Source organism: Nocardia sp. NPDC050413 (genome assembly GCF_040655475.1).
GTDB classification, from domain to species: domain Bacteria; phylum Actinomycetota; class Actinomycetes; order Mycobacteriales; family Mycobacteriaceae; genus Nocardia; species Nocardia coubleae.
In genome coordinates, this window is sequence record NZ_JBFAJZ010000001.1 from 294,208 (window position 1) to 318,157 (window position 23,950).

Here is a 23,950-nt window from a genome sequence, read left to right on the forward strand (position 1 = left end):
GCAAATCGCGCATTCGGCCTCATGAATTACCTCTTCGGTATCAGGGAGGAACCTCGGCAACCGCTGAGCAATTGTGGCAGCTGGGCCCACCGGGTACAAGCATGTATCCGGATTGTCGGGCTACCGCTGCGGTCAGGTGGTCGGTAGGTGTGTGGATGACATCGGTGAGTGTCGGTTCGTTGCCGTCCTGTCGACTGTCGCGTACAGCGTCGGTCGACGTAGCGTCTAACGTAGCCATCGTGGGTGGTCAGGGGCGTGAGCTCGACCGGCGAACCTGTCCACCGGGCCGGAGCAGGTCGGCTCGCCGATGTACCGGATGCTCGGCAAAGGAGGCTCCACATGATCACCTCGATCCGCATGGCTGTGCTGGCGCTCGCCGGGACGGCGGTGCTGTCCACCGCGTGCTCGACCGACTCGCCCACCGAGTCCGACGCGCCGTCGACCACGCAGACGACCACCACAGCGGCTACGACCACCACGGCGGGCACGACCGGCGCGCCGACGTCGGCACCGTCCGATCCCGCGCTCGCCGGGCCGCTGCACGAGGCCGCGGCCGCCGACGACGGCGTTCGCGTGCGAGAACTGCTCGACCGCGGCGCACCCCTGGAAGCGCGCGACGACGAGGGCCGCACGCCACTGGTGACGGCCGTGAAGAATCAGGCCACCGCCGCGGCACGAGTCCTGATCGATGCGGGTGCCGACGTCAACGCCAAGGACGACATGCAGGATTCGGCCTACCTGTACGCGGGCGCCGAAGGCTACGACGAGATCCTGACGATGACGCTCGCACACGGTGCCGATGTGCGCAGCCTGAACCGATACGGCGGCACCGCGCTGATCCCGGCCGCCGAGCACGGCTTCGTCTCGACCGTGCGGATCCTGATCGAGGCGGGTGTCGACGTCGACCACGTGAACACACCACGCTGGACGGCCCTGCAGGAAGCCGTGATCTACGGCGACGGCTCCCAGAAATACCAGGACACGGTCACCGCGCTCCTCGATGCGGGCGCCGACCCGAACATCCGCGACGCCGAGGGCCGCACGGTGCTCGAGAACGCGGAGCGCCTCGGTCAGACCGCGATCGTCGAGATCCTGCGCAACCACTCCTGACCTGAAACACTCGGCCCTTCAGTCGTCGGGGCTGGTCAGGCCTGTCTGGAAGGCGATGACGACGAGCTGGGCGCGGTCGCGCGCACCGAGTTTCGTCATCATCCGGCCCACGTGGGTACGGGCGGTGGCGGGACTGACGAACAGGGTGGCGCCGATTTCGTCGTTGCTCATGCCACGGCCGACCAGGGCGAGCACTTCGCGTTCCCGGTCGGTGAGGACCGCGAGGCGGTGGGTCGCGGATTCGGCGGCGCGGCGGCGGGCGGTGAAATGGCCGATGAGTCTGCGGGTTACGCGCGGGGCCAGCAGGGCGTCGCCCGCGGCGACGACCCGGATGGCGTGCAGGAGTTCGGCGGGTCCGGCGTCCTTGAGCAGGAAGCCCGCCGCGCCGGCTCGCAGGGCGTCGAAAACGTTCTCGTCGGTGTCGTAGGTGGTGAGGATCAGGACTCTGACCTGCTCGAGGCCGGGGGTGGCGGCGATCCGGCGGGTGGCCTCGATGCCGTCGAGGCGGGGCATCCTGATGTCCATGAGGACGACATCGGGCCGGGTGGCGCACGCGACTTCCCAGGCTTGCGCGCCGTTCTCGGCTTCCCCGGCGACGGTGATGTCGTCCTCGAGGTCGAGCAGGGCGGTGAATCCGGAACGCACCAGGCGTTCGTCGTCGGCGAGGACCACCTTGATCGTCACGAGTGCACCCCGACCGGGGGCAACGGCAGCCGGGCCAGCACCTCGAAGCCGCCCTGTGGACGCGGACCGGCCGACAGTTCGCCGCCGAGCAGCGCACAACGTTCCCGCATGCCGATGATTCCGCGTCCGGTGCCGTCGGTGTGGCGGACCGCGCCGGCACCCGCATCGGTCACGCGGACGCGCAGTTCTTCGTCCCCCTGATCCACGTGCACGCGCACGGTCGTGGGGCCGACATGGCGGATCACATTCGTCATCGATTCCTGAACAATGCGGAACGCCGCGGAGTCGACGGCACTCGGCAGCGACGCGCGGGCCGGGTCGTGGTCGACGACCACGTCGAGACCGGCATCGCGGGCCACCGCGACCAGCCCGTCGAGTCGATCCAGACCGGGAGCGGGTTCGCGCCGGTCGTCACCGGTGAGCACACCGAGAATCGTGCGCATTTCGCGCAGCGCACGGGAACTGGTCTCCTCGATGATCCGCAACGTCTCGCGTGCCTGTTCGGGGCGTTTGTCCAAAATGTGTGCGGTGACGCCGGATTGGACATTGATGATGGTGATGGCGTGGGCGACGGTGTCGTGTACTTCGCGGGCGATCCGCAACCGTTCGGCATCGACCCGGGCTCGCGCCTCCTCCTCACGGTGCCGCTCGGCGAGGTCCGCGCGCAGCTGGGCGTCGGCGGCGATGATCCGGCGCGAACGCATCGAGGTGCCGAGGGTCAGGCTGACGACCGTGGCGCCGATTCGGAAGAACACCCAGCCGATCGCGGCGTCGGGCCGCACATCGGCCGCCGCGATCAGCCAGCCGAGCGCGAGCACGACGGTGCCGAGTGTCGCGATCTGTACCGGACGCCTGCCGTCTCCGTGGGCGGTGAGGGTGTAGGTGGCGACGAAAAGCGCCAGGCACGACAGCCGGTCGGGGAAGTCGAGGGCGAAGTAGACGAGGCTGAGCGCGCCGGTCAGCAGGAACACCGTCACCGGCAGACGGCGGCGCAGCACCAGCGCGGCCCCGCTCGCGGCGAGCAGCGCGTAGGCGGAACCGCCCAGATCCGTGACCGGGCGCGACACCGGTTCGGCACCGAGAGGGATACCGAGGCTCTGCACCTGCACGGCGGTGACGAACACCGCGAGCACCAGATCGACAACCCATGCCGGCCTGCGTGCGATCCACGCTCTCATGTGGCGATCGTAAGGGAGCCGCCCGGGGCGCGCGTACGTGTGAAGGAGCGGATGGGTAGTCGATTCGGCGTAGTGCCGAGGTCGGTGAAGTACGTCGAGATGCGTAGGCGGCTACCGGTTTCGGCGGACGCGCCGGTCGGGAGATCAGGGCGAGGATCGGTGGTATGACGATCCCGATGCGATACCCGTTCTTCCTTGCGCTGCTCGTCTTTTCGGCGGCGACCACCGGCCATGCCACCGCAGGACCACCGGCGGAGCCCGGGTCGATCGTGTCGTCGCGTGTGCTGGCGGCCGACGAGCTGATTCCCCACGCGGGCAAGGGATACCGGATCCTCTACCGGACCACCGGGCACAACGGGCAAGGCGAGGTCAGCGGCGGCACCGTGTACGTGCCCGCGGGCACACCGCCGGCCGGAGGGTGGCCGGTGGTGTCGTGGGCACACGGCACGAGCGGGATGACCGAAGGCTGCGCACCCAACCTGAACGGCGGTGTGGCCGACACCTTCGACGAGACATCGCACCTGTCGGCGTATCTGGCGAACGGGTACGCCGTCGAAGCCACCGACTACATCGGTCTGGGTGGGCCGGGCACCTATGAGTACCTCGCGAAAAGGGCGGCCGGTCATGCCGTCCTCGACATCGTGCGTGCCGCCCACACGGTGGATCCCGCCTTGTCACGGTCGTTCGTCGCGGCGGGCCATTCCATCGGTGGGCAATCCGTGCTCGCGGCCGCCCAGCTGTGGGCGACCTACGCCGCCGACATCGATCTGCGCGGAACTGTCGCCTACGGACCGACCAGCAATGTCGAAGACCTCCTCGGGACGCTCGCCCGCCCGGAGACCCCCGCCCTGCCCGGGCTCGACGGCCTGCACGCCCGCTTGGTCATGATCCTGGCCGGACTCGACCACGCCCGCCCCGACCTGCGGGTCACCGACTATCTGAGCGAACACGGCCGCGAGATGCTCGCCGTCGCGTGGGCAGGGGAAGGCTGCGTCGCGGCGCTCGAGGAGGCTGTGACGGGCAAGCCGGTGGGCCTGCTCTTCACCGAGCCGCTGGCGGGGTCGCCGCTGATCGCGGCCTTGGGCGACTACCTGAGCGCGCCGACCACCGGGCATCAGCGGCCGGTGCTGCTCCTGCAGGGCGGCATCGACACCGTGCAACCTGCGCCGACGACCGTGCTGCTCCAGGAGCAACTGCGCGCCGACGGCGCCGACAGCCGGTTGACGCTGCACCCCGGCGCGGACCACTTCACCCTGCTCGACGCCGCGGCCGCCGATGCGCGGGAGTTCCTCCACGCCGTCCTGCCGAACAGCTGACAGGCGGGCAGTTACGCTGGACCGGTTGATCGCAGAGGTAGCACTTTCCACCACGAGAAGGGGCTCACGTTGTCGACTCACACTTTCGCCACCGCCGCGGCGGTCGGAGTTCTCACGGTCCTGCTGGCAGGCGGTGCGGCGAGCGCCCAACCCCTCCAACCCGTCCAGCCCCCGGTCGTCGCCGTTCAAGACGAGGGGACCGTCGTCGACGAGGAGAAGGACCCCGGCGGTAAAGGTGAGGGCAAGGGTAAAGGCAAAGGAAAGGGAAAAGGCAAGGGCGGCAAGGGAACCGAGTGAGGTCAGGGCGCGTCGAGCACGCTCACCGGAACCCCGTAGGGCAGAAAACGCACCCGACGATGCTCATCGGTGTTGTCGCGATGTGCCCGTAAAGCCTCGAGCTCGCTCGGAAAGACCTGATCCACCCGCGCCTGCCCGTCCTCGTCGATGGTGTAGATCGCCCATACCCCGCCCCCGGTGTCCCCGGTGGTCTCGGGTTCGGGCGCGTGCTGGGGCCCGGTGAACTGTCCGAACAGCGAATTCAGTACCGACTGATCCAGGAATCCTCCCGCCTTCCCGAGCAATCCGCGGATCTCCTCGCTCGCCCCACGCAGTACCCGTTCGAAATCATCGGCATCGAATGGTCTGTCATCCGCCATGACAAGTCCTCCTCGGAAACATCGGCGCGTTTGTTGCCAAGTGTCCTCGCCGAACGCGCCACGCGCCATGAACCCCGTCGGCGGCCACTGTCTCGATAGGCTCTGCGCATGCTGACTTCGCTGCTCTACGGGCTGGGGACCGTGGTTCCGCTGATGATCGGGGTGGCGATCGGCGTGCGGTGGACGCTGCCTCGGCCGGTGCTGGCGACCCTGATGGCGTTCGGCGCGGGCACGATGATCGCGGCGGTGTCGGAGGAATTGTTCGCGCCCGCGTTCCGGCGGGACGGGGCGGTGATCGCGGGAATCGCGCTGTTCGCGGGCGCCGGGATGTATGTGGTCGCCGACCATCTGATCGAGAACAAGCTGGGACAGGCCGCGATCGGGTGGGCGCTGTTGCTCGGCACGGTGCTCGACGGAATTCCCGAGAACACAGCGCTCGGTGTGTCGTTGGTCGGGGGTGGGGGACTGGTGCTGCTGGTCGCCATCGCGGTAGGCAACGTGCCCGAAGCGGTGAGCGCGGTCGCGTTCCTGCGCGACCAGCACGGATTCTCACCGGGCCGCACGTTCGGCCTCTGGGCGATCACCTCGGCCGTGCTCGTCGGGGTCACCGTGCTCGGCAACGCGCTGGCCGACACCATCTCCGGCACCGCCATCAGCGCGGTGCAGGCGTTCGCGGGCGGTGCGACGATCGCGATGTTGACGGATTCCCTTGTGCCGGAGGCCTATCGGGAGGGCGGCTGGTGGGTCGGAATGGCGACGGCGGCCGGATTCTTCGTCGCCTTCGCCATCGGATGAGTGCTCACTCCCGCACCACGGTGGCCGGGTCGAGGTCGATGCGCCGCAACAATTGAGCGTTCAGCGCGACCACGATCGTGGACGCCGACATGAGCAGCGCCCCGACCTCCATCGGCATGGTGACACCCCACGGTGCGAGCACACCGGCGGCCAGCGGCACGGCGATGATGTTGTACCCCGCCGCCCACACCAGATTCTGGATCATCTTGCGGTAGGTGGCCTGTGACAGCTCGATCACCGAGACCACCGCGCGCGGGTCGTCGGAGGCCAGGACCACACCCGCGGAGGCGATGGCCACGTCGGTGCCCGCGCCGATCGCGATACCCACATCGGCCTGCGCGAGGGCGGGCGCGTCGTTGACACCGTCGCCGACCATGGCCACGGTGTGCCCGGCCTCCTGCAGCGAACGCACCTTGTCGCCTTTGTCCTTCGGCAGGACCCCGGCGAACACCTGGTCGATATCGAGCTGCTCGGCGACCGCGCGCGCCACCGGTTCGGCGTCACCGGTGATCATGGCGACGTGGATGCCCCGGCGATGCAGCGCCTGGATCGCCTGCGCGGATTCGGGACGCACCTCGTCGGCCAGGGCGAGCGCGCCGATCAGCTCGCCGTCGCGCAGTACGTGCAGCACCGTCGACCCCTGCGCCGACCAGCGGGCGGTGGTCTCGGCGGGCTCGAGGTGGTGGCGGTGCAGGAGGGCGGGACCGCCGACTTCGATCGTCGAACCGTCGACCGTCGCACGCACACCCACACCGTTGTGAGCGGTGAACTGCGTGGCGGCGGGCACGTGGATACCGCGTTCGGTCGCGGTGTCGACGATGGCGCGTCCGAGCGGATGCTCGCTCTCGGATTCGGCGGCCGCGGCCAGGGCGAGGACATCGTCGTCCGTGAGGTCCGACCGGGTGGCGGTGGTTCCGACGACGGCGGGCGCGCCACGCGTGAGGGTGCCGGTCTTGTCGAACAGGATCGCATCGACGGTGCGCATCGCTTCGAGCGCACGGCGATCGGTGATGAGCACGCCTGCTTTCGCGGCGCGTTCGGTGGCGATCGACACCACGAGCGGAATCGCCAGGCCGAGGGCGTGCGGGCAGGCGATGACCAGCACGGTGATGGTCCGGGTGACGGCATCCTCGGGTCGGCCGAGGGCTAGCCAGACGACGGCCGTGATCGCGGCGGACCCGGCGGCGAACCAGAACAGCCAGCCCGCCGCCCGGTCGGCGAGCACCTGGGCGCGGGAGGAGGAATTCTGGGCTTCGGCGACCAGCCGCTGGATGCCGGCGAGGGCGGTATCGGCACCGACTGCGGTGACGCGTACCCGCAGTGCCGAATCGGTGGTGACCGTGCCCGCGACGACCTTGTCGCCCGGTTCGCGGCGCACGGGCCGGGATTCGCCGGTGATCATGGACTCGTCGACATCGGCGCTGCCCGACTCGACGAGCCCGTCGGCGGGCACCCGACTGCCCGGTCGCACGACGACGCGGTCACCGGTGCGCAGTTCGTCGACCCGGACGGTGTCGGTCGAGCCGTCGTCGGACACGCGTTCGGCCTCGTCGGGCAGCAGCGCGGCCAGCGATTCCAGCGCGCTCGAGGCCTGCCCGAGCGAGCGCATCTCGATCCAGTGACCGAGCAGCATGATCACGATCAGCAGCGCCAGTTCCCACCAGTAGTCGAGCTCGTGGTGCAGCACGCCGAGCGTCGAGCCCCAGGACGCGAGGAAGGCCACGGTGATGGCCAGTGAGATCAGCAGCATCATGGCGGGTTTGCGCGCCCGGATCTCGTCGACGGCCCCGGTGAGGAACGGTCGGCCGCCCCAGAAATACATGACGGTGCCGAGCACCGGCGACACCCACCGCAATCCCGTCGGCACGGTGTAGCCGACGAGTTCGGCGAACATCATGTCGGCGGCGACCACCGGCACCGCCAAGGCGAGCATCACCCAGAACAACCGCCGGAACATGGCCACGTGGTCGCCGTGATGATGCCCCGAAGACATGTCGTGGTGCTCGTCGTGGATCGTGTCCGAACCGCTGCCCATCCGATGGTCGTCGGCCATGACGCCGACGCTACCCCCGAGCGTCGCGGGGGCCGCACAGGAAAACGCCCCCGACCTGACACAGGCCGGAGGCGTCGAGCGCGGCTCGGCTAGTGACCGCGTTGATCGGTGAGATTCAGGCCTTCCTTGGACTTCACGCGCCGGTGTTCCAGCAGCAACCAGGCGACACCGGCGACGGCCAGCGTCGCCGCGGCCACGGCGGCGATGGCACCCCAGCCCGCGAAGCCGTATCCGGCGGCCGTCAGGCACAGACCGAGGGCGATCACGGCCATCGCGCACAGGATGATGCCGGGGAAGTTGTATCCGTCCTCCAGGCCTTCACCGGCGTGGCTGCGGGTGGTCCGGGCGTGGTCGGGGAATTCGCGCCCGGTGCGGCGCGACATGGGGGAGCGTTGGTGGGCGGGGTACGCCATGGTCGATCCTTCCCTCCGATGGACTGCGTGTGGACGGCAATACCCACTGTGTCGCGGTCCAATCGGGCCGGACGAACCGGCGCCCGCGCCGTAGCATGGGCGACCACCGGCTACACCGGTGCGGCGAAGGGATTGAGCGTGCGCACGTTGCTGACGTTGCTGATCGTGGCGGCGATCGCGCTGGTCGTCGGCGATCGGGTCGCGCTCGTGCTGGCACAGAACGCGATCGGACGCCAGATCGCCGCGGAATACCAGCTCACGCGACAGCCCGATGTCGACATCCGTGGTTTTCCTTTCCTCACTCAGGCGCTCGACGGCCGGTATCCGGTCATCGACATCGCGGTGGGCGACTGGACCGGCGACGACATCACCGTGCGCGACCTCGATGTCACCCTGCGTGATGTGTCCGCACCGCTGGGCGATGTGCTGGGCAACCGAACCTCGAGCCTGGTGGCGGCCACGGCCACGGCGACGGCTGTCGTCCCCTACGACGTCGTGCGAGGGTTCGCTCCCGACGATGTGGACTCCATCGAATTCGGATCGGACGGTTTGAGCGTGGCGGGCCGGTTCCCGGTCGCCGGGATCATGGTGCCCGCCACGGTCATCGTCACCGTCGCACCGACCACCGACGGCATCGAGGTGACGCCTGTGTCCGTGCGCCACGCGGCCGGGGGTCCGACGATTTCCCTCGCCCTGATCCAGCGCAGCCTGACCTTCGTCGTTCCCTTGCAGAGCCTGCCACTCGGGGCGCACATCACCGCGATCACCCCGGCCGCCGACGGTCTGCACGTCACCGCGGCGGCCGAGAACGTGCGTCTCGCCGACGGCTAGGTCAGGATCTCGACATAGCCGTCGGCGCCGTTCACCCGGATGCGCTGCCCGTCGCGGATCAGGTCCGTCGCGTGTTCCACACCGACCACGGCGGGCAGCCCGTATTCGCGGGCGATGACCGCGCCGTGGGTCATCAGGCCGCCCACTTCGGTGACCAGACCGGCGATACCGACGAACAGCGGTGTCCAGCTGGGGTCGGTGTAGGCGGTGACGAGAATGTCACCCGCTTCCAGATCGGCCTGACCGATGTCGAGGACCACCCGGGCCCGCCCTTCGATCGTTCCCGCCGAGACCGCCATGCCCGGCAGGGCTCCCTCGGGCAGGTCTTCGCGCCGATACGCACCGGTCACCGCCTCGCCGTCGGATGTGAGAACCCTTGGCGCACTGAGTGTCCGGAAGGTATCGAAGGCATCTCTGCGCTGGGCGACGAGGGCCTGGTCCACCTGCTGGACGCGCACCACCTCACGCAATTCGTCGAACCGCAGGTAGTAGATGTCGTCGGGTTCCTGGAGTATGCCGGCCGCCACGAGTCGCTCGGCTTCACGCGACAATGCCTGCTTGTACACGAAGTAGCGGCTGACCATGCCGTACTTCGGGTACTCCCGGTAACCGGCGAAGGTGCGGACCCGCTCGATCATCCGCTCGGTGTCCTCGGCTTTGCTCTCCCCGTCCGGCAGCGCACGCAGTTCCCGCAGGATCCGTGCTCGTTGCGCTTCGGCGTCGCGCAAACCGTCCTCGAAACGTTCTGTGCCGGCGCCGTTTTCGAAGTTGCGCACATTGCCGAGGATGGTCGGCACGAGAGTGGTCGGGTCCTCGCTCCACCGTGTCCGGGTGATGTCGATTTCGCCGACGCACCGCATGCCGTATCGGTCGAGGAATTCGGTGATCGCGACCCGCGCCGCAGGCCCGCCCGAACGCTGCTCGAGTTCACCGAGGAAATCGTTCGTGCCGTTCTCCTCGACCGCACGCAGATACTCGATCACCTGTGGGTGCGGGCGGATGGCATCGGCGACATCGAGCAACGCCAATCCCATTTCCGAGGTCACATTGCCCGGCACCGACTGGGTGAGCGCATCGGCGGCGTTCTTCTCCCCGAGCCATTCGCCCAGGCGGTCGTTGAGCCATTCGGTCGCCTCCATGGCGGCCGTGATGATCTGCAATCCGCGCGGAGAGAACAACACTCGCCGCAATTCCGCGATATCGGCGTGGATGAAATCGAGCAGGGCCGACCCGGACAGGGGAGCGATCTCGCGTTTCAGCACGGCGAGCGAGGTTTCGCAGTCGGCGATCAGTTCGTCGACGATCGCCGGATCGGTGTCGATCGGGGCGGGTGTGGGCGGCACGGCAACCGGATCGGTCTGCGGCACAACGGGAACGAAGCCGCGCTCGAGCACGGTGCGCAGTGCGTCGCCCATCAGGGGATCGGACTTGCCGAGCGCCTCGGCCAGCGCCGGACCGACCGTCGACGAGGCCAATCGCTCGGTGACGTCGACGAACAACCGCCCGCCCGCGTCACGCATTGCCGCGTGGCTGGTGAGCTGCCACAGCGAAATCCCGAGGGGCTTCATCGCGTCGGTCATCATCTGCTGATGACCCACCGACACATACACGCGGTGGGCGTCGTCGGCCGCCTCGGGAATCGGGAACAGGGTGGTGATCGGCCTGCTCTGTACGAGTCGGATTTCGTCGTCGAGACACCACTCGATGTCCTGCGGGGAGCCGAAATGCGCCTCGATGCGCCGACCCAATTCGGCCAGTCGCAGCACCTCGGCGTCCGAGAGGACGGGTTCGTTGCGGCGATCCTCGTCGATATCGCGCACCTCGGTGCCGCCCGAGCCCACCGGTTCGACGGCGATCTTCTTGGTGGCGATGGTCTTGCTGATCTCCCCGTCGCGCACCTTGTACACATCGGCGTTCACCAGACCGGAGACCAGTGCTTCGCCGAGACCGAAACCGGCGTCGATGGAGACGACGGTCCGATCCGACGTCACCGGGTCGGCCGTCATCAGAATGCCCGACGCACGCGGGAACACCATCCGCTGCACAACGACCGCCATCCGGATCATGCTGCTGTCGAACCCGTTTCGCAGGCGGTAGGTCACCGCCCGGTCGGTGAACAGCGACGCCCAGCACCGGCGGACATGATCGAGTACCTCCGCCGCGCCGATCACATTCAGGTAGGTGTCCTGCTGGCCGGCGAACGACGCGGTCGGCAGGTCCTCGGCCGTGGCGCTGGAACGCACCGCGTACGCGGCGTCGGTGCCGAGCCGGGCATGCGCGGAGACGATCTCGGCCGCCACGTCCTCGGGCACCGGCAGTTCCTCGACAGCCCCGCGGATCGCCGCACTTGCCGCGGCGATTCCCGCCCGGTCGTCGGGCGAGAGGGCCGCCAGTTCGCCGATCCGTTCCCGGACCGCCGCCGCGCCTGCCAGCGCCCGATCGAACGCTTCGGTCGTCACACAGAACCCCTCGGGCACCCGCACCCCCTCGATGCGCGCCAGCTCACCCAGGTTCGCACCCTTGCCCCCGACGATTCCCACCTGCGACCGGTCGATCTGCCCGAACTCGAGAACAACACCCATAACCACTCCTCACCTGCGATTTCAGCAGTACGCGAGCGATTATGGACCACATTTCGATGTCTCATGAGCGCCCGCGATCGTGTATACAGTGAGAAGGGGAAGGGAAACGCGGCGAACCGCCGCCGAGCCGGGCTCGACGACGGCCGGACGCCGATTCAGGCAGCGACAGCGCGGCGACGGGGTTCGAGTGCGGCCGCGACCAGGTAACTGCCACCCCCGGCCAGCGCCAGCACCCAATACGGGCTCGCACCCGTCAGGAACAGCGCCGCCGAGGACGTCAAGGCCAGCCACGCACCGAGCGCGTACTGCAGCACGTCACGGTAAGCGGCACCACCGGCGAGATACAGCAGGCCGACGACGAGTCCGGAACCGGTGGGCCACAACAGCATTCGCACGTTGTCGTCGGCCAGCGCCGAACTCAGCGCCGTGATGACGAAGAACAATGCTCCGAAACCCACCAGCCACGACGCGGCGAGCAGATTGCCGACCACCGCCTCGGCCCCCGTGGCGCCACGCTTGGCGCGCATCGTGACCACACTGGTCACCACCATCGCGATCAGCAAGCCACCGACCAGCAGTGCTCCCGGCACCGCGGCGGGCAGCCGCACCAGTGGTGAATCACCTTGGGACACGGCGTAAGCGCCGTGCCCGAGCAGCCACGCGGCACCGAAACTGAGGTAGGACGGACGGTTGTCGAGCAGAACACGCAGAGCGGACATCGCAATTTCTCCAGGATCAGTGGGGGATTTCAGGACTCGGTGTCGGCGACCAGGACGACTTTGCCGACGACGGTGCGAGATTCGGCGAGCCGCATCGCCCGCCCGGCCTCCGACAGCGGCACTCGCGCACCGATCTGCGCGCGCAACACACCCCGCGCGGCGAGATCGAAAACGGCCGACAGGTCCTCGGCGATGCGGGCACGGAAACGCGGCAGATCGCGCTTGCCCGCCCACAGATTGAAGAAATGCGCAGTGCGCTTGTTGGGCAACGCGTTCCAGACCAGCAACCGGACGAGCAACCGCAGGACCGGAAGCCGCGAATTGCCCTCGTCGTCCTTGGTCGACGCGGTGCCATAGGACACCAGGGTGCCACCGGGTGCGAGCAGTGCGAACGAATCCGCGATCCCCGGGCCGCCGATGTGGTCGAACACCGCGTCCACGCCCCCGGGTGCCAGCGCCCGGACCTGCTGACCCACATCACCGCGATAGTCCACCCACGTCGCGCCGAGCGCACGCACCGCCTCGGCGTGACGCGCCGACGACGTGCCGATGACCTGAATGCCCTTCGAGCGGGCCAGCTGCACCAGTGTCGAGCCGACGCCCCCGTTGGCGCCGTGCACCAGAACGGTCTGCCCGGTGCGCGCCTTCGCGACGCGGAACAGCATCTGCCAGGCCGTGATGCCGTTGACGACAAAGGTTTCCGCCGCATCCGCAGCGAGCCCATTGGGCACCGCCACGAGATCGGCGGCATCGAGCACGGCGTGACTGCTCCACCCGCCGATCTTGGTCAGCGCGGCTACCCGCCTGCCGACCATGTCCGCCTCGACACCGGCACCGACCGCGAGGACGGTACCGACCAGGTCGTAGCCGGGAACGAAGGGGAAGGGCGGCTGGTCGTAGTACTTGCCGCGCCGCATCTGCTGCTCGGCGAACGAGACACCGCTCGCCGCTACCGCGACCACGGCCTGGCCGGGGCCGAGGGCGGGCAACGGACGCCGGGTAACGAGCAGACCATCGGGCTCCACCCGGTCGGGCAGGACGATTTCGGTGGCGATGACAGACATGATTCTCCTAGTGTGTGACTGGTCAATCACTCGATGGGTCGAAAAAATGCCCCGCGAGGGGGCATCGGTTGGTCAGTCGGCGTCGGGGTGTCGGATGCCCGCGGTGACGATCCTCGCCCACGGGCTGTCGTCGCCGTCGAGGCCGAGAGTGGTGATGAGGTGGCAGAGCTGGCCGAAGGCGATGAACCGCTGGACGTGCTCGTCCGCGGCGCCGGATCGGTGTTTGGCGAGCTCGGTGATCCGGGCGAGCCCGGCGCGCATCGCGGCGCCGATCTCGGGCACCTCGGCCACCGATTGAGCGTGGACCTGCAGCATGAGCAGGCTCCGATCGCTGATCAACTGCGCATAGGCGCCGCCCATGTCGTAGAGGATCTGCTCGGGGCTGTCGCCGGCCGACTGTGCCGCACCGGCCGACATGGCCGCCGTGATCCGGTCGAAGCACCGCTCGAGCGCGGCGACGAACAGAGCGACCTTGCCCGGGAACAGCTTGAATACATAGGCAGGGGAGATCTGTGCCGTCGCCGCGACCGTGCTGATCGGGGTGCCGTGGTAGCCGGTGCGAGCGAACTCGACGATCGCGGCATCGACTACGGCGTCGCGGCGGATGTCGGATCGGGAGAGTGTTGCTCCGCTCTTGCTCATGTGAGTGACTGTACACTCACTCTTTCGAGCGCGTCAACTCGGAGAGATTCGAGTTCTGGCCCGGCGCAGGAGTTCCCGCGCCGGGCCGACTCGTCAGCTGCAGCAACTCGCGCCCGACGCCACCGCCTTCTGCTTGGCCTCGGTGCCGCAGCAGGCGCCCTCGGCCTCGGCCTCGGCTGTGGTGCCGCAGCACGCGTCGCCATGCTCCGCTTCGGCGAGTTGTGGTGCGTCACCGAAGGTTTCGCTGTCGGCCAGGACGGTGTAGACCTCCCACCGCTCGGCGTCGGGCGCGCTCACCCACACCTTGTCCTGGGTGGCGAAGCAACAGGTCGTCGCGATCTGCTCCTCGGTGAACAACCCCGCCTGCGACAGGCGCGCGATCTCGCCGTGGACCTGCTCGGACGACTCGACCTCCACGCCGAGGTGGTTGAGGCTGCCGCCCTTGCCCGCGTTCTCGATCAGCACCAGCTTGAGCGGCGGATCGGTGACGGCGAAGTTGGCGTAGCCGGGCTTGCGCTTGGCCGGCTCGGTGGCGAACAGGGTCGAGTAGAAACGCACGGCCTGGTCGAGATCGTCGACATTGAGGGCCAGCTGAATTCGGGACATGATCGAACCTCCACTTGTGAGACATATGTCGAAGAACTTGCGAGCTCGAGTGTGCTCACCTTTTCGACATATGTCAATACCAAGCGTAGAGTCGTCGACATGCCCAAGGCGCTACCCGTGATCGATATGTCCGCTCCCGTCTGCTGCGCACCCGTGGCGGCGGTACCGGTCGACGATGCCGCCGCGCTGGAAGTGGCGTTGCGGCTCAAGGCCATCGCCGACCCGGTCCGGGTGAAACTGCTGTCATTGCTGCTCACCACTCCGGCAGGAGAGAGCAATGGCGGTGACCTGGCCGGTGCCGTCGAGCTGAGCGAGTCGACCGTCTCGCATCATCTCGGGCAGTTGCGCAAGGCCGGTCTCGTCGAATCCGAGCGACGTGGGATGAATACCTTCCACCGGGCACGCCGCGAGGCGCTGTCGGCGCTGTGCACGGTACTCGACCCCAACTGCTGCAGCTGAGCCGACGGCCCCTGGAATTCGGTGACCGAACGGTCGCGTGGTCGTCGCATGCGGTGTGAACCGGGCCAAAAGCGCGTGCCGTGCACCGATCGGCCCGGGTCGGTCCGCATACGCTCTCGACCATCGACGACCGATGCGAAGGACGAGCCGTGATCGACATACGCGCCCGCGTGGGCCTGGCACTTTCCGCCGCCGTACTGGCGGGCACCATGACCACCGTGGTGGGTACCGCTCCCGCCCAGGCGGCGGGCTGCGTAGACGTACACGTCGTCGTCGCGCGCGGAACCAACGAACCCGGCGGCCTGTGGAACCAGTACTGGCTGGGCTCCGTGGTCGGCAACCCGGTGTACGCGGCCATCGATGCCGCCTTGTCGCAGTCGACGAACGCCTATCGGGTGCAGTACCCGGCCGGCTACGACCAGCCCGCCTCCGTGCAGGCAGGCAACCGCGACCTGGTCGATCATGTGGTCGAGCGGGCGGCCGCCTGCCCGGATCAGAAATTCGTGCTCGTCGGCTACTCCCAAGGCGCCAACGTGGTGGACAACTCGATCGGGATCAGCAGCGAGGGCGCCCGCGTCGGCGGCCCGATCGTGGCCACCCTGCCCGCCGAGCTGGCACCGAGGATCGCGGCGATCCTGTTGTTCGGCAACCCTATTCGCGGAATCGGCCGTGAGGTCACCGGCGTGTACGCCGACCGCACCTACGACGTGTGCAACGACAACGACCCGGTGTGCGACCCACAGGGAACGGACTGGAACGTCCACCTGCAGTACAAGCGGTACGCCGGCGAGGCCGCGGCCTTCGTCGCTGCCCGGGTCTGAACCCGCGCGGACGACAATGCGTGGGGGATGATGGTCAGGTGGGTACCGACAGCAGTTCCGAGGTTCGACCGAAGCGCCGCAACGGCCCTCGGCTGCCGCCGGACGAACGTCGAACGCAACTGCTCGACGCCGCCCTGCGGGTGGTCGGCAGCGAAGGTATCGCGAACTTGACCATGCAGGCTGTCGCCAAGGAAGCGGGCGTCGCCAAGCCGGTGCTGTACGCGATGTTTCCGACCGCGCCGGAGCTGGTGGCACATTTGCTGCACCGGGAGCACTCACGGGGAATGGCGCAGGTTTTCGCGGCGATGCCGGGTGATCTGCGCGGATCGGATCCCGACCGCGAATATGTCGGAGCGGTCATGGCCTTTCTCGAATCGGTGGCGGCGGCGCCGACGCGTTGGCGTCTGATTCTGATGCACAGCGACGGCGCCCCGGCCGACTACCGGGAATTGCTCGCTGCCGCCCGCGACAAATTGCTCGACCAGTGTGTAGACCTGCTGAACGCGGGTTTCGCGGTGCGCGGCGGACCACACGATGCCGATGTGGAGCTGATCGCCCATGTCATGCTCGGTTTCACCGAGGTGCTCGGCAGGATGGTGCTCTCGGACCCGCAACGTTTTCCACCCGAACGACTGCGCGCCACCGTCCGTTCCATGGTGCGGACCCTGCCCCAGGAGCCGAGCACCGACTCCCGGTGATTTCGCGGACTTCTACCGCAGGTCGACGTCGGCGACGAGCAGTACCGGCCAGGCGATCACCTGGCCGAGGATCGAGAAGAATCGGTCCAGCCCGGACAGCTCGCCGAGGTGATCTCGATGCGAGAGCAGCCACACCAGCCCGATCGCGACATAGGGGATGCCACCCGCTATTGCCAGGTACATCATCTGACGGATACTGAGCCGGCGTTCCATGAGTTTCGTGAGCACGTGTTCTCTCCTTCGTTCAGGCCATGTCGCCGAGGATCGGCTGCGATTCGATGAGCCCCTCGTCCGAGGGCGGGAGTCCTCTGCTCAACACGCGATCGCGCTGCTTGCGGCGGAGTGCGTGATGGGCTCGAGCAGGGATGTCGTATCCGTATTTCCGCTGTGCTTGCCGCGGTGTGGTCGTCACCGGGTCCTTCGGCGGTATGCCGAGCAGGACCGGCCCCGCGACCGGCACCGTCGTCGGCGAGATCAGTTGCAGCAGAAGCAGTTCGAGCCGGGCGTTGAAGCTGACCAAGGTCATCGCCGCGCTGAGCCATGGCACGACGAGTGCGTCGAGAACCCGTCCGGTCGGCAGGCCCGCCATCTCCCGCATCCACCGCGGCATCGTCGCCAGCGTGCCGCGTCGCAGGAAGGCCGCCACGAGCTTGAACATCGGACGCAGTACCAGCGGCATCGGCGGCAGCATCACCTCGGCGTCGAGCAGGTGATTCATCGCCTTCTTCGCGATGTCGGATCCGATCAGCTGCGGGCGCATACGTTCGAAATACTGGGCGACGCCCTCGCGGGTGCGGGGAATGTCTGCCGGGTCACAGGTCTGCAGTTCCGCGGCACGGGCGCACTCGTGCCAATACCGCGATTCGTCCGCCGCACTGAGCCGCCCGGGGCCGTACTTCTCGTAGGCGATCAGGAGCGAATGCCATGCGGTCAGATGAATCCACAATTGCGAATCCGGATCGTTGGCGTCGTAGTGCCGACCGGTCACCGGATCGATCCCGACAGCCTTGGAGTGGATCTTGACCAGAATATCGGCCGCGCTGACCGTCGACCGGCTGTCGGCGAACATCACCATGGCGAAATAGCGCAGCGTGCGGTCGTAACGAGTGCGCGGGCGTGTATAGATCGCGCTGGTCGCATCGACAGCCGCGATGAGGTTCGGATCGAGTTCCTCGATGACGACCGCGCGCTGGAAACCGATCGTCAATCCGGTCGGGTAACTCCATACCCGCCATGCGACGGATTCGGGTCCGAAGAAGCCGTAGTCCTCGGCCGGTTCCACCTCGGGCAGTGAAAACCAGGTTCGCAAAGAGCCCATGTGGCCCTCCTTCATCGTGTGAGCAACGGAGTACTGAGTTCGCTGACCAGCCAGCGGTCGGTGTCCCTGCGCAGCGACATGTTCACCGAGAGCTGGCCGGGAGCGGGCGTGCCTCGGGTGCCGAGGCTGGTGATGGTCTGATTGATGACGGCAACGGCCCGCGCGGTGGTCTCGTCGGCGGACTCGATGGCGCAGGTGACGTTGCCGACGGTGGAGACGACCTGGCCCTGCACGAGCACCTCACGCAGATCCTTGCTGGTGGCGTCGAATTCGGTACGCCAGGCGCCGGTGGCCCCTGCCAGCACCGCGGCGAAATAGGTGTCGAGGTCCTTGGCGTCGTAGCTGGCCAGGGTGGGGGCGTAGGCGCAGGCGGCCTGGAGCGCGGCGGCGCGGGCCTGCTCGCGGGCACGAATGCGGTGATTGTCCACGGCGAGCAATGTCGCGATCGCGACGGCGCCGATCGTGGTGACCGCTGCTGCGGGAAACAGCATGCGGCGCAGTGTGTTTCGCCGAGGTTCGGTAACCGGCGCGGAGCTCTCCGGACTCGGGTCGTCGGCGAGTGGGTTGTCGGGTTCGGTTGTCATACGAGGATTCCTCTGCGTGGGTAGGAGTCAGTTGGCGGGCAAGGGGACGGACAACTCGTCGCCGGTGACTCCGGGTGGCGGGCCCGAACCGTTGCCGGGCCCGGCGGGGCGCGGCGCGTTCGCCGACCCGCGGATCTGCAGTTCGGGGTGGTCGGTGACGCAGTAGTTGTAGAGGCGGGTGCGGCCGTCGGAGACCTCGGCAGGGGAGACCGGGACGGTCTCGTACTCACAGGTGGGGCGCGGCCAGATGTCGGCCATGGTGTGAAAGGCGTTGTCGTGGGCGGGGATTCCCAGTGCGATCACCGCGGAGCGCAAGGAGGGGAACAATGCCGTCATGGCCGGTGTGCGCAGGCGGGCCGCGCGGGTGATGGCGACGAAATTGGTGACCAGACTGGTCAGCGGATCACCGGTCTCGGTGAGAACACCGTCGAGCGTCGCGAGCCGGGCCGGCCCCTGGTCGAGGAGTTCGCGCACTTCGTGGTCGGCGGCGTTCATCTGGTCGAACAGCGTGCTCGAACCCCGCACCAGAGTGGCCAGGTCGGGCTGGGCGTGTGCGGTGGTGGCGGCGATGACGCTCAGGTTGCGGATCAGTTCGGTGGTCTGGGGCAGCAGCTCGGCGAGTCCGGCCGTCGCCTGGCTCAGGCCACTGATCACACTGCGCAGCACCTGGGGGCCGCCACGCAGCGCTCGGTCGAGTTCGTCGACGATCGCGGTGAGCCGGTCCGGATTCATCCCGGCGATGAGAGCGCCGGTGTTGTCCAGGAACGAGTCGATCGTCACCGGCGTGCTCACCTGGTCGGCGGGCACGGTCGCCCCGTCGGCGAGATAGGGCGCCTCGCCGGTGACGGGCCGGAAATCGAGGTACTGCTCGCCCGCCGCCGACAGGCGACTCACCGCCACCGGCGTGCCGACGGGAATCAGTGCGGCACTGTCGATTTCGGTCTGAGCGAGGACGCCCGACCCGTCGATGCGGATCGCGCGCACCGACCCGACCTCGACCCCGCGCACCGTGACGTTGCTGTGGGGGAGCAGTCCGCCGGAGCTGTCGAGCTGGACGCGCACGGTGTAGGTGGTGTGCAACGGCCGCACACCGATCACATCGATGGCGATGTAACTCGAGCCCACCGCCAGCATGGCGACCATGCCCAGCACGCCTCCCATGGTCTTGTGGTCGTGCGCCCAGCGGGCCAGCCGGACGACGACGGTGGCGGTCCACCCGATCATCGGTGACCCCCTTGCAAGCGGCCGAGCACCCGCGCGAGCACCTGGGCAAGGCTGCCGACGAAGGCGGTGACGTCGGTGCCGTCCGGCAACCGGCTGCCCTCGGTGTCGGTGAGGGCGCCGACGTCGAGGTACGAGATACGTGCGGCCACGGCGAGACTCGACCCGCGCATCGAAGCCCGTGCCACCGGGGCCACCGTGTTGAGCCGGTCCAAGGTGGTGGCCAGGTCGTCCCCCATCCGGGTGAAGCCGCTCATCAGTTCCTGCACACTGTCGAACAGGCTCAGAAACTGCGGGCCGGTGGTCGAGGTGAAATCGCCGAGCGCGGCGGTCACCGTCGACACCTTCGTCGTGAGATCGGTGATGGCGCGGTTGTTCTCGCCGATCACCCCGATCAGTTCCGGGAAGGTGTCGGCGGCCCGGCCGAGTTCGGTCTTGCGCGCCCGCAGGGTGGTGGTTAGCCCGTGGAGACCCTGCAGAACCGAATCGAGCTGCGCGGTACGTTGATTCAGTGCGGTGAGCGTCGCGGTGAGTTCGGTGAGCAGATGCGACAACTGCGGGCCTCGCCCGCCGACGATGGCGTCGAGCTCGGAGGTGATCCGCGCGACCTGATTCATCGCGCCGCCGTCGAGCAGCAGCGACATCGCGGTCATCAGCTCCTCCACCGAGGCGCCCGCCGAGGTGTGCTCGCGGTCGATGACATCACCGTCGGTGAGCACTGAGTTGCCGGGACGGTGCTGCGGCAACACGATGGCGACATGGAGGTCGCCCAGGGGAGTAGGTTGTCGCAATTCCGCGCGAGTGCCGTGTGGTAACGCGATATCACGGCGCAGTTCGAGTTCGACCTCGGCGCGGAAGTTCGTCGTCTCGATCCCGGTCACCACGCCGACGTCGGTGCCGCCGATCTTGACCCGTGCGCGCTCGGGCAGGTTGAGCGCGTCGTCGAAGACCGCGTGCAACCGGTAGGAGGGCCCGTCGACACCGGGGCGGGGCAGTGGGACGTCGTCGACGGTGACCGTGCACGAGCAAACGCCGAGGGCGGTGAGCGCGGCGGCCGTGACGCGTGCGGCCCGGCTCATGTGGTGAGTCCCAGCAGTGCGGCGGTCAGACCGAAGTCCGGCCCGAAGTCCATCAGTTTGCCGGTCCGGCAGCCGTCGGAGCGCAGGGACAACCGGGCGCACAGCAGCGCGAGAGCTTCGCTGTCTAGCACGGACTTGTCGGTGAGCAGGTGCAACCGCAGGGCCCGCTGTTCCGGGTTGACGGCGCGCGCGAAGTTGTCGGCCATCAGGGGTGTCACATCGATGATCTCGGTGAGTCCGCGTGCGTTGTCCCGCATCTGGCCGGTGATGGCGACCAGGCGGTTCACCGCGTCGGTGAGCGGGGTGTGGTTGTCGGCCAGGACGGTGGAGGTGTTGGCGATGAAATCGTTCACCTGGGTGAGGACCGCGCCCAGCCCCGGAGCCTGCTCTTCGAGCAGCGCGACCAGTTCGGTCAGCCGACCGCTGAAATCTCGCACCGTCCGGTCGTTTCCGGCGATCATCGTGGTGAGGTCGTTGAGTTCGACGATGGTGCGCGAGATCTGGTCGCTGTTGGCCAGCGACACGTCGAAGGTGGTCGCCAGCGCGTCGAGGGTCTCGCGGATCCGGTCGCCGTTGCCGTCGAGCATCGGGAACAACACCCGGCTGGCCATCGGGCCGTTCGCGCTGTCGCCCTTCAACGCGTCGCCGAGCTGTTCGAAATTGCGCAGGATACGGTCGAGTTCGACCGGTGTCCTCGTCCTGGCCAGCGGGATGTGGGCGCCGTCGGCCAAGGGCGGTCCACCGCCGGTGCCCGCCGGGGTCAACTCGACGTGGCGGTTGGTGATGAGCTGCGGCGAGACCAGCGCCGCCTTGACGTCGGCGGGCAGTTCGATGCCTGGCTCGATGGTCATCGCGACCTCGACGAACGCCCCCTTGGGCGCGATCGCGTCGACCCGTCCGACCGGGACACCGAGGACCGCTACGTCGTTGCCGACGAACAAGCCCGCGGCGCTTTCGAAGTCGGCGGTGAGATGGACGGCGTCCGGTTGTAGCGACACCGGAATCGAGGAACAGCCCGCACCGATCCCGGTAGTGATCACCAGCGCGAGGCATCGGAGCAGTCGTCGCATCTACTTGCACCCTTCGACGGCGCCGGCCAGGCACAGCCAGTTGTCCGGGAACAGCCACGGCATGTAGATGTCGCCGTAGGGTCCCTGCGCGAACGTGTTGTTGAATTGGCGAACGGCTACCGGCATCACCTGGTACAGCGCGGCGAGGTGGTCGCGGTTCTTCTCCAGGCCCTGTGACATCGTGTTCAGGCTGTGGATGAGCGGGCCGAGTCTTCCGCCGTCCTCGATGCCCATGTCCTGCAAGATCTTCGACGCGGCGGCGATGTTGTCGAGCAGATCTGCGATCAGGTCGCGGCGGCGGCTGACAGCGGCGCCGATCGCCTCGCCTTTGGTGAGCAGCTCGAGCACGCTGTTCTGGTTGTCGGCGATCAGACCCGACACCTGGTCCATGCTGTTCAGCAGTTGGTCCACCTCGTCGCGCCGGGAGGCGATCACCCGGGCCAGCGCGCCGACGCTGTCGAGTGCCTGCGCGGTGAGGTGCGGTGAATCGCCCAGCTGGGTGGCCACCGTGTCCAGGCTCGCGCGCAACGCGTTCGGGTCGAGCCGTTCGAGATGCTCGAAGGAGTTGCGGTAGGTCGGGTCGTTCACGACCTTGGCCAGGTTGTAGGGAACGGTCGTGGCCGACAACGGGATACGGGCATCGGGCAGCTCGCCGTCGGTGCCCGGGTCGAGCTCGACGTGCATCTTCCCGAGAATGGTCGACATCTTGATCGCAGCCTCGGCGTCGTGGCCGAGGCCGAGGTCGGGGCGCACGCCCATCGTGACCAGCACGCGGTCGCGTTCCAGTCGTACCGAAGTGACCGTGCCGACTTCGATCCCGGCTACATCGACGCTGTTGCCGGCGCGAAGACCGGCCGCCTGGGCGAATTCGGCCCGCAGGGTCGCCTCGCCCAGGTGCGCACGAGACAGCAGGCCGGACCCGAGGACCACCGCTGTCACCGTCACCCCTGCCGCGATGCCCAGCGAGAAGTTCCGGTTGCCGAACGCGTCGACCAGGGTCGTCCGGATCAGCTGGAACAGGAATCCGATCATCGACAGACCTCCGAGTGCGCGTTGCCGCCGACCTGGGAGAGCACGCCGCGGGGGAACAGCACGCCCCACAGCGAGACATCGAGGTTGCAGACATAGGTGTTGACGTAGGTGCCGTTGCCGCTGATCCGGGCGAGCCCGGACATGATCAGCGGTAGTTCGACGGCCGCCTGGTCCAAGCGGGCGCCATTGGTGAGCAGCAGATCCACGCCCGCGACGGCCTGCCGCTGTGCCTGCGCCATTCCCGGGGCAACGCGAGCGATGAGATCGGTGAGTTTCGTCGTCGATTCGGCGATCCCGGTGACCGCCCCGCTGAGCACCGCGCCCTGTTCGTGGAGCCCGGTGACCAGGGCGCGCGACTGGGCGATCAACGTTTCCAGCTCGCCGCTGCGATGAGCCAGGCTGGTGATGACATCGCTGAGGTTGCTGACCACCGCGCCGAGGATCTCGTCGCGCTCGGAGAAGGTGGCTGCCAGTGCGGCGGCCTGAGTGATCAGCGCCGACAACGACACTCCGTCGCCTTGCAGCGCCTGCACGAGGGTTTCCGACAGCGAGTTCACGTCGTCGGGTTGCAGCAGGCTGAACAACGGCTCGAAGCCCGACAGCATGGTCGAGACGTCGAAAGAGGACTCGGTGCGTTCCAAGGGGATCGAGCCGCCGGCGGGCAGCGGTTCGCCCGGCGATTCGCCCGGAGTCAGTGCCACATAGCGCTGGCCGATCAGATTCTGATAGCGGATCAGCGCTTTCGTGGTGGTGCTCAGCTGTTGCCGCGACTGCACGGACAAGGTCACCCTGGCGTGCTTGCGGTCGACCAGGTCGATCGCGTCCACCCGGCCGATCCGCACACCGGCGATCCGCACGTCGTCGCCGGTACGTAAACCGAGCACGTCGGTGAAGGTCGCACTGTAGCGGTGGGTGTCACCGGAGACCGAGCGCTGCAACGTCGACCAGATCGTGAAGGTCGCGATCACGGACAGGGTCACGAAAACAGCGAGCCCGAGATGGGTTGTGCGGGGGCGCAT

The 23,950-nt window shown here is 67.9% G+C and carries 26 protein-coding genes; 8 read left to right on the plus strand and 18 right to left on the minus strand.

Annotation, left to right across the window (positions count from 1 at the left end; translation table 11 throughout):
- The first annotated feature begins 339 nt into the window (after positions 1-339).
- Positions 340-1,110 carry an ankyrin repeat domain-containing protein gene (locus tag AB0I19_RS01400; protein ID WP_357143251.1) on the plus strand — a complete coding sequence of 257 codons (771 nt, stop codon included), beginning with the start codon at positions 340-342 and terminating at the stop codon, positions 1,108-1,110.
- A gap of 18 nt (positions 1,111-1,128) precedes the next feature.
- On the opposite strand, the gene AB0I19_RS01405 is transcribed toward AB0I19_RS01400, so the two are convergent.
- On the minus strand, positions 1,129-1,794 hold the full coding sequence (locus tag AB0I19_RS01405; RefSeq protein WP_357143253.1) for a response regulator transcription factor: 666 nt from the start codon (positions 1,792-1,794) through the stop codon (positions 1,129-1,131).
- Positions 1,791-2,972 (minus strand): sensor histidine kinase, encoded by a 1,182-nt coding sequence (locus AB0I19_RS01410; protein WP_357143255.1) that lies wholly within the window; start codon positions 2,970-2,972, stop codon positions 1,791-1,793. Before AB0I19_RS01410 ends, AB0I19_RS01405 begins: the two co-directional genes overlap by 4 nt.
- 164 nt (positions 2,973-3,136) lie before the next feature.
- On the opposite strand from AB0I19_RS01410, the gene AB0I19_RS01415 reads away from it, so the two are divergent.
- Both AB0I19_RS01415 and AB0I19_RS01420 read left to right on the plus strand, forming a co-directional pair.
- Positions 3,137-4,288, plus strand: a complete 1,152-nt coding sequence (locus AB0I19_RS01415; RefSeq protein ID WP_357143257.1) for a lipase family protein — start codon at positions 3,137-3,139, stop codon at positions 4,286-4,288.
- Between the two features lie 69 nt (positions 4,289-4,357).
- The gene (locus tag AB0I19_RS01420; protein WP_357143259.1) at positions 4,358-4,585 is read left to right on the plus strand and encodes a hypothetical protein; all 228 of its coding nucleotides are present in this window, start codon (positions 4,358-4,360) and stop codon (positions 4,583-4,585) included.
- 2 nt (positions 4,586-4,587) lie between these two features.
- Here the strand turns inward: AB0I19_RS01420 and AB0I19_RS01425 are convergent, their stop codons facing one another.
- On the minus strand, positions 4,588-4,944 hold the full coding sequence (locus AB0I19_RS01425) for a hypothetical protein (protein ID WP_357143261.1): 357 nt from the start codon (positions 4,942-4,944) through the stop codon (positions 4,588-4,590).
- 108 nt (positions 4,945-5,052) lie between these two features.
- On the opposite strand from AB0I19_RS01425, the gene AB0I19_RS01430 reads away from it, so the two are divergent.
- On the plus strand, positions 5,053-5,739 hold the full coding sequence (locus AB0I19_RS01430) for a ZIP family metal transporter (protein WP_357143263.1): 687 nt from the start codon (positions 5,053-5,055) through the stop codon (positions 5,737-5,739).
- Positions 5,740-5,743: 4 nt separating this feature from the next.
- Here AB0I19_RS01430 and AB0I19_RS01435 read toward each other — a convergent pair whose 3' ends face one another.
- Together AB0I19_RS01435 and AB0I19_RS01440 are read right to left on the minus strand one after the other, a co-directional pair.
- The gene (locus tag AB0I19_RS01435) at positions 5,744-7,732 is read right to left on the minus strand and encodes a heavy metal translocating P-type ATPase (protein ID WP_357145052.1); all 1,989 of its coding nucleotides are present in this window, start codon (positions 7,730-7,732) and stop codon (positions 5,744-5,746) included.
- 149 nt (positions 7,733-7,881) lie between these two features.
- Complete coding sequence (locus tag AB0I19_RS01440) at positions 7,882-8,205, minus strand: hypothetical protein (protein ID WP_225279460.1); 324 nt, start codon at positions 8,203-8,205, stop codon at positions 7,882-7,884.
- A 48-nt stretch (positions 8,206-8,253) separates the two neighbouring features.
- On the opposite strand from AB0I19_RS01440, the gene AB0I19_RS01445 reads away from it, so the two are divergent.
- Positions 8,254-9,036 (plus strand): DUF2993 domain-containing protein, encoded by a 783-nt coding sequence (locus AB0I19_RS01445; protein ID WP_357143265.1) that lies wholly within the window; start codon positions 8,254-8,256, stop codon positions 9,034-9,036.
- Here the strand turns inward: AB0I19_RS01445 and rph are convergent.
- The 5 genes from rph to AB0I19_RS01470 all read right to left on the minus strand — a co-directional run bounded on the left by rph (position 9,033) and on the right by AB0I19_RS01470 (position 14,649).
- Positions 9,033-11,618 carry a rifamycin-inactivating phosphotransferase gene (gene rph, locus AB0I19_RS01450; RefSeq protein WP_357143267.1) on the minus strand — a complete coding sequence of 862 codons (2,586 nt, stop codon included), beginning with the start codon at positions 11,616-11,618 and terminating at the stop codon, positions 9,033-9,035. The genes AB0I19_RS01445 and rph overlap by 4 nt on opposite strands.
- 155 nt (positions 11,619-11,773) lie before the next feature.
- Positions 11,774-12,337, minus strand: a complete 564-nt coding sequence (locus AB0I19_RS01455) for an ABC transporter permease (protein WP_357143269.1) — start codon at positions 12,335-12,337, stop codon at positions 11,774-11,776.
- 29 nt (positions 12,338-12,366) lie between these two features.
- A complete protein-coding gene (locus tag AB0I19_RS01460) occupies positions 12,367-13,401 on the minus strand; it encodes a medium chain dehydrogenase/reductase family protein (RefSeq protein WP_357143271.1) in 1,035 nt (344 codons plus the stop codon).
- Positions 13,402-13,473: 72 nt separating this feature from the next.
- Positions 13,474-14,043: a TetR/AcrR family transcriptional regulator gene (locus tag AB0I19_RS01465; protein WP_357143273.1), complete on the minus strand. Its 570-nt coding sequence runs from the start codon at positions 14,041-14,043 to the stop codon at positions 13,474-13,476.
- A 93-nt stretch (positions 14,044-14,136) separates the two neighbouring features.
- On the minus strand, positions 14,137-14,649 hold the full coding sequence (locus AB0I19_RS01470; RefSeq protein WP_357143275.1) for an ArsI/CadI family heavy metal resistance metalloenzyme: 513 nt from the start codon (positions 14,647-14,649) through the stop codon (positions 14,137-14,139).
- 99 nt (positions 14,650-14,748) lie between these two features.
- On the opposite strand from AB0I19_RS01470, the gene AB0I19_RS01475 reads away from it, so the two are divergent.
- The 3 genes from AB0I19_RS01475 (at position 14,749) to AB0I19_RS01485 (ending at position 16,627) form a co-directional block, all read left to right on the plus strand.
- Positions 14,749-15,108, plus strand: coding sequence for an Rv2640c family ArsR-like transcriptional regulator (locus AB0I19_RS01475; protein ID WP_357143277.1), 360 nt, complete (start codon positions 14,749-14,751; stop codon positions 15,106-15,108).
- Positions 15,109-15,257: 149 nt separating this feature from the next.
- The gene (locus tag AB0I19_RS01480) at positions 15,258-15,929 is read left to right on the plus strand and encodes a cutinase family protein (RefSeq protein WP_357143279.1); all 672 of its coding nucleotides are present in this window, start codon (positions 15,258-15,260) and stop codon (positions 15,927-15,929) included.
- A 38-nt stretch (positions 15,930-15,967) separates the two neighbouring features.
- Positions 15,968-16,627: a TetR/AcrR family transcriptional regulator gene (locus AB0I19_RS01485; RefSeq protein WP_084457009.1), complete on the plus strand. Its 660-nt coding sequence runs from the start codon at positions 15,968-15,970 to the stop codon at positions 16,625-16,627.
- 12 nt (positions 16,628-16,639) lie between these two features.
- Here AB0I19_RS01485 and AB0I19_RS01490 read toward each other — a convergent pair whose 3' ends face one another.
- The 8 genes from AB0I19_RS01490 to AB0I19_RS01525 are packed head-to-tail and all read right to left on the minus strand — an operon-like array spanning position 16,640 to position 23,950.
- Complete coding sequence (locus AB0I19_RS01490) at positions 16,640-16,855, minus strand: hypothetical protein (protein WP_243749965.1); 216 nt, start codon at positions 16,853-16,855, stop codon at positions 16,640-16,642.
- Positions 16,856-16,871: 16 nt separating this feature from the next.
- Complete coding sequence (locus AB0I19_RS01495) at positions 16,872-17,945, minus strand: oxygenase MpaB family protein (RefSeq protein ID WP_357143282.1); 1,074 nt, start codon at positions 17,943-17,945, stop codon at positions 16,872-16,874.
- An 11-nt stretch (positions 17,946-17,956) separates the two neighbouring features.
- Positions 17,957-18,529, minus strand: a complete 573-nt coding sequence (locus tag AB0I19_RS01500) for a hypothetical protein (RefSeq protein WP_357143284.1) — start codon at positions 18,527-18,529, stop codon at positions 17,957-17,959.
- A gap of 27 nt (positions 18,530-18,556) precedes the next feature.
- Positions 18,557-19,753 carry an MlaD family protein gene (locus tag AB0I19_RS01505; protein WP_357143286.1) on the minus strand — a complete coding sequence of 399 codons (1,197 nt, stop codon included), beginning with the start codon at positions 19,751-19,753 and terminating at the stop codon, positions 18,557-18,559.
- Entirely contained in the window at positions 19,750-20,829 is a 1,080-nt protein-coding gene (locus AB0I19_RS01510; RefSeq protein ID WP_357143288.1) for an MCE family protein, read from the minus strand. Before AB0I19_RS01510 ends, AB0I19_RS01505 begins: the two co-directional genes overlap by 4 nt.
- The gene (locus tag AB0I19_RS01515) at positions 20,826-21,899 is read right to left on the minus strand and encodes an MCE family protein (protein ID WP_357143290.1); all 1,074 of its coding nucleotides are present in this window, start codon (positions 21,897-21,899) and stop codon (positions 20,826-20,828) included. The genes AB0I19_RS01510 and AB0I19_RS01515 overlap by 4 nt, the downstream gene beginning before the upstream one ends.
- On the minus strand, positions 21,900-22,931 hold the full coding sequence (locus AB0I19_RS01520) for an MCE family protein (protein WP_357143292.1): 1,032 nt from the start codon (positions 22,929-22,931) through the stop codon (positions 21,900-21,902).
- A complete protein-coding gene (locus AB0I19_RS01525; RefSeq protein WP_357143294.1) occupies positions 22,928-23,950 on the minus strand; it encodes an MlaD family protein in 1,023 nt (340 codons plus the stop codon). The genes AB0I19_RS01520 and AB0I19_RS01525 overlap by 4 nt, the downstream gene beginning before the upstream one ends.

Bases quoted from the DNA above. Each gene is read 5' to 3' on its own strand.
- AB0I19_RS01400 (WP_357143251.1), top strand. From the start codon at position 340: ATGATCACCTCGATCCGCATGGCTGTGCTGGCGCTCGCCGGGACGGCG.
- AB0I19_RS01410 (WP_357143255.1), bottom strand. From the start codon at position 2,972: ATGAGAGCGTGGATCGCACGCAGGCCGGCATGGGTTGTCGATCTGGTG.
- AB0I19_RS01415 (WP_357143257.1), top strand. From the start codon at position 3,137: ATGACGATCCCGATGCGATACCCGTTCTTCCTTGCGCTGCTCGTCTTT.
- AB0I19_RS01425 (WP_357143261.1), bottom strand. From the start codon at position 4,944: ATGGCGGATGACAGACCATTCGATGCCGATGATTTCGAACGGGTACTG.
- AB0I19_RS01430 (WP_357143263.1), top strand. From the start codon at position 5,053: ATGCTGACTTCGCTGCTCTACGGGCTGGGGACCGTGGTTCCGCTGATG.
- AB0I19_RS01435 (WP_357145052.1), bottom strand. From the start codon at position 7,732: ATGTCTTCGGGGCATCATCACGGCGACCACGTGGCCATGTTCCGGCGG.
- AB0I19_RS01440 (WP_225279460.1), bottom strand. From the start codon at position 8,205: ATGGCGTACCCCGCCCACCAACGCTCCCCCATGTCGCGCCGCACCGGG.
- rph (WP_357143267.1), bottom strand. From the start codon at position 11,618: ATGGGTGTTGTTCTCGAGTTCGGGCAGATCGACCGGTCGCAGGTGGGA.
- AB0I19_RS01455 (WP_357143269.1), bottom strand. From the start codon at position 12,337: ATGTCCGCTCTGCGTGTTCTGCTCGACAACCGTCCGTCCTACCTCAGT.
- AB0I19_RS01460 (WP_357143271.1), bottom strand. From the start codon at position 13,401: ATGTCTGTCATCGCCACCGAAATCGTCCTGCCCGACCGGGTGGAGCCC.
- AB0I19_RS01465 (WP_357143273.1), bottom strand. From the start codon at position 14,043: ATGAGCAAGAGCGGAGCAACACTCTCCCGATCCGACATCCGCCGCGAC.
- AB0I19_RS01470 (WP_357143275.1), bottom strand. From the start codon at position 14,649: ATGTCCCGAATTCAGCTGGCCCTCAATGTCGACGATCTCGACCAGGCC.
- AB0I19_RS01475 (WP_357143277.1), top strand. From the start codon at position 14,749: ATGCCCAAGGCGCTACCCGTGATCGATATGTCCGCTCCCGTCTGCTGC.
- AB0I19_RS01495 (WP_357143282.1), bottom strand. From the start codon at position 17,945: ATGGGCTCTTTGCGAACCTGGTTTTCACTGCCCGAGGTGGAACCGGCC.
- AB0I19_RS01500 (WP_357143284.1), bottom strand. From the start codon at position 18,529: ATGACAACCGAACCCGACAACCCACTCGCCGACGACCCGAGTCCGGAG.
- AB0I19_RS01505 (WP_357143286.1), bottom strand. From the start codon at position 19,753: ATGATCGGGTGGACCGCCACCGTCGTCGTCCGGCTGGCCCGCTGGGCG.
- AB0I19_RS01510 (WP_357143288.1), bottom strand. From the start codon at position 20,829: ATGAGCCGGGCCGCACGCGTCACGGCCGCCGCGCTCACCGCCCTCGGC.
- AB0I19_RS01515 (WP_357143290.1), bottom strand. From the start codon at position 21,899: ATGCGACGACTGCTCCGATGCCTCGCGCTGGTGATCACTACCGGGATC.
- AB0I19_RS01520 (WP_357143292.1), bottom strand. From the start codon at position 22,931: ATGATCGGATTCCTGTTCCAGCTGATCCGGACGACCCTGGTCGACGCG.
- AB0I19_RS01525 (WP_357143294.1), bottom strand. From the start codon at position 23,950: ATGCGCCCCCGCACAACCCATCTCGGGCTCGCTGTTTTCGTGACCCTG.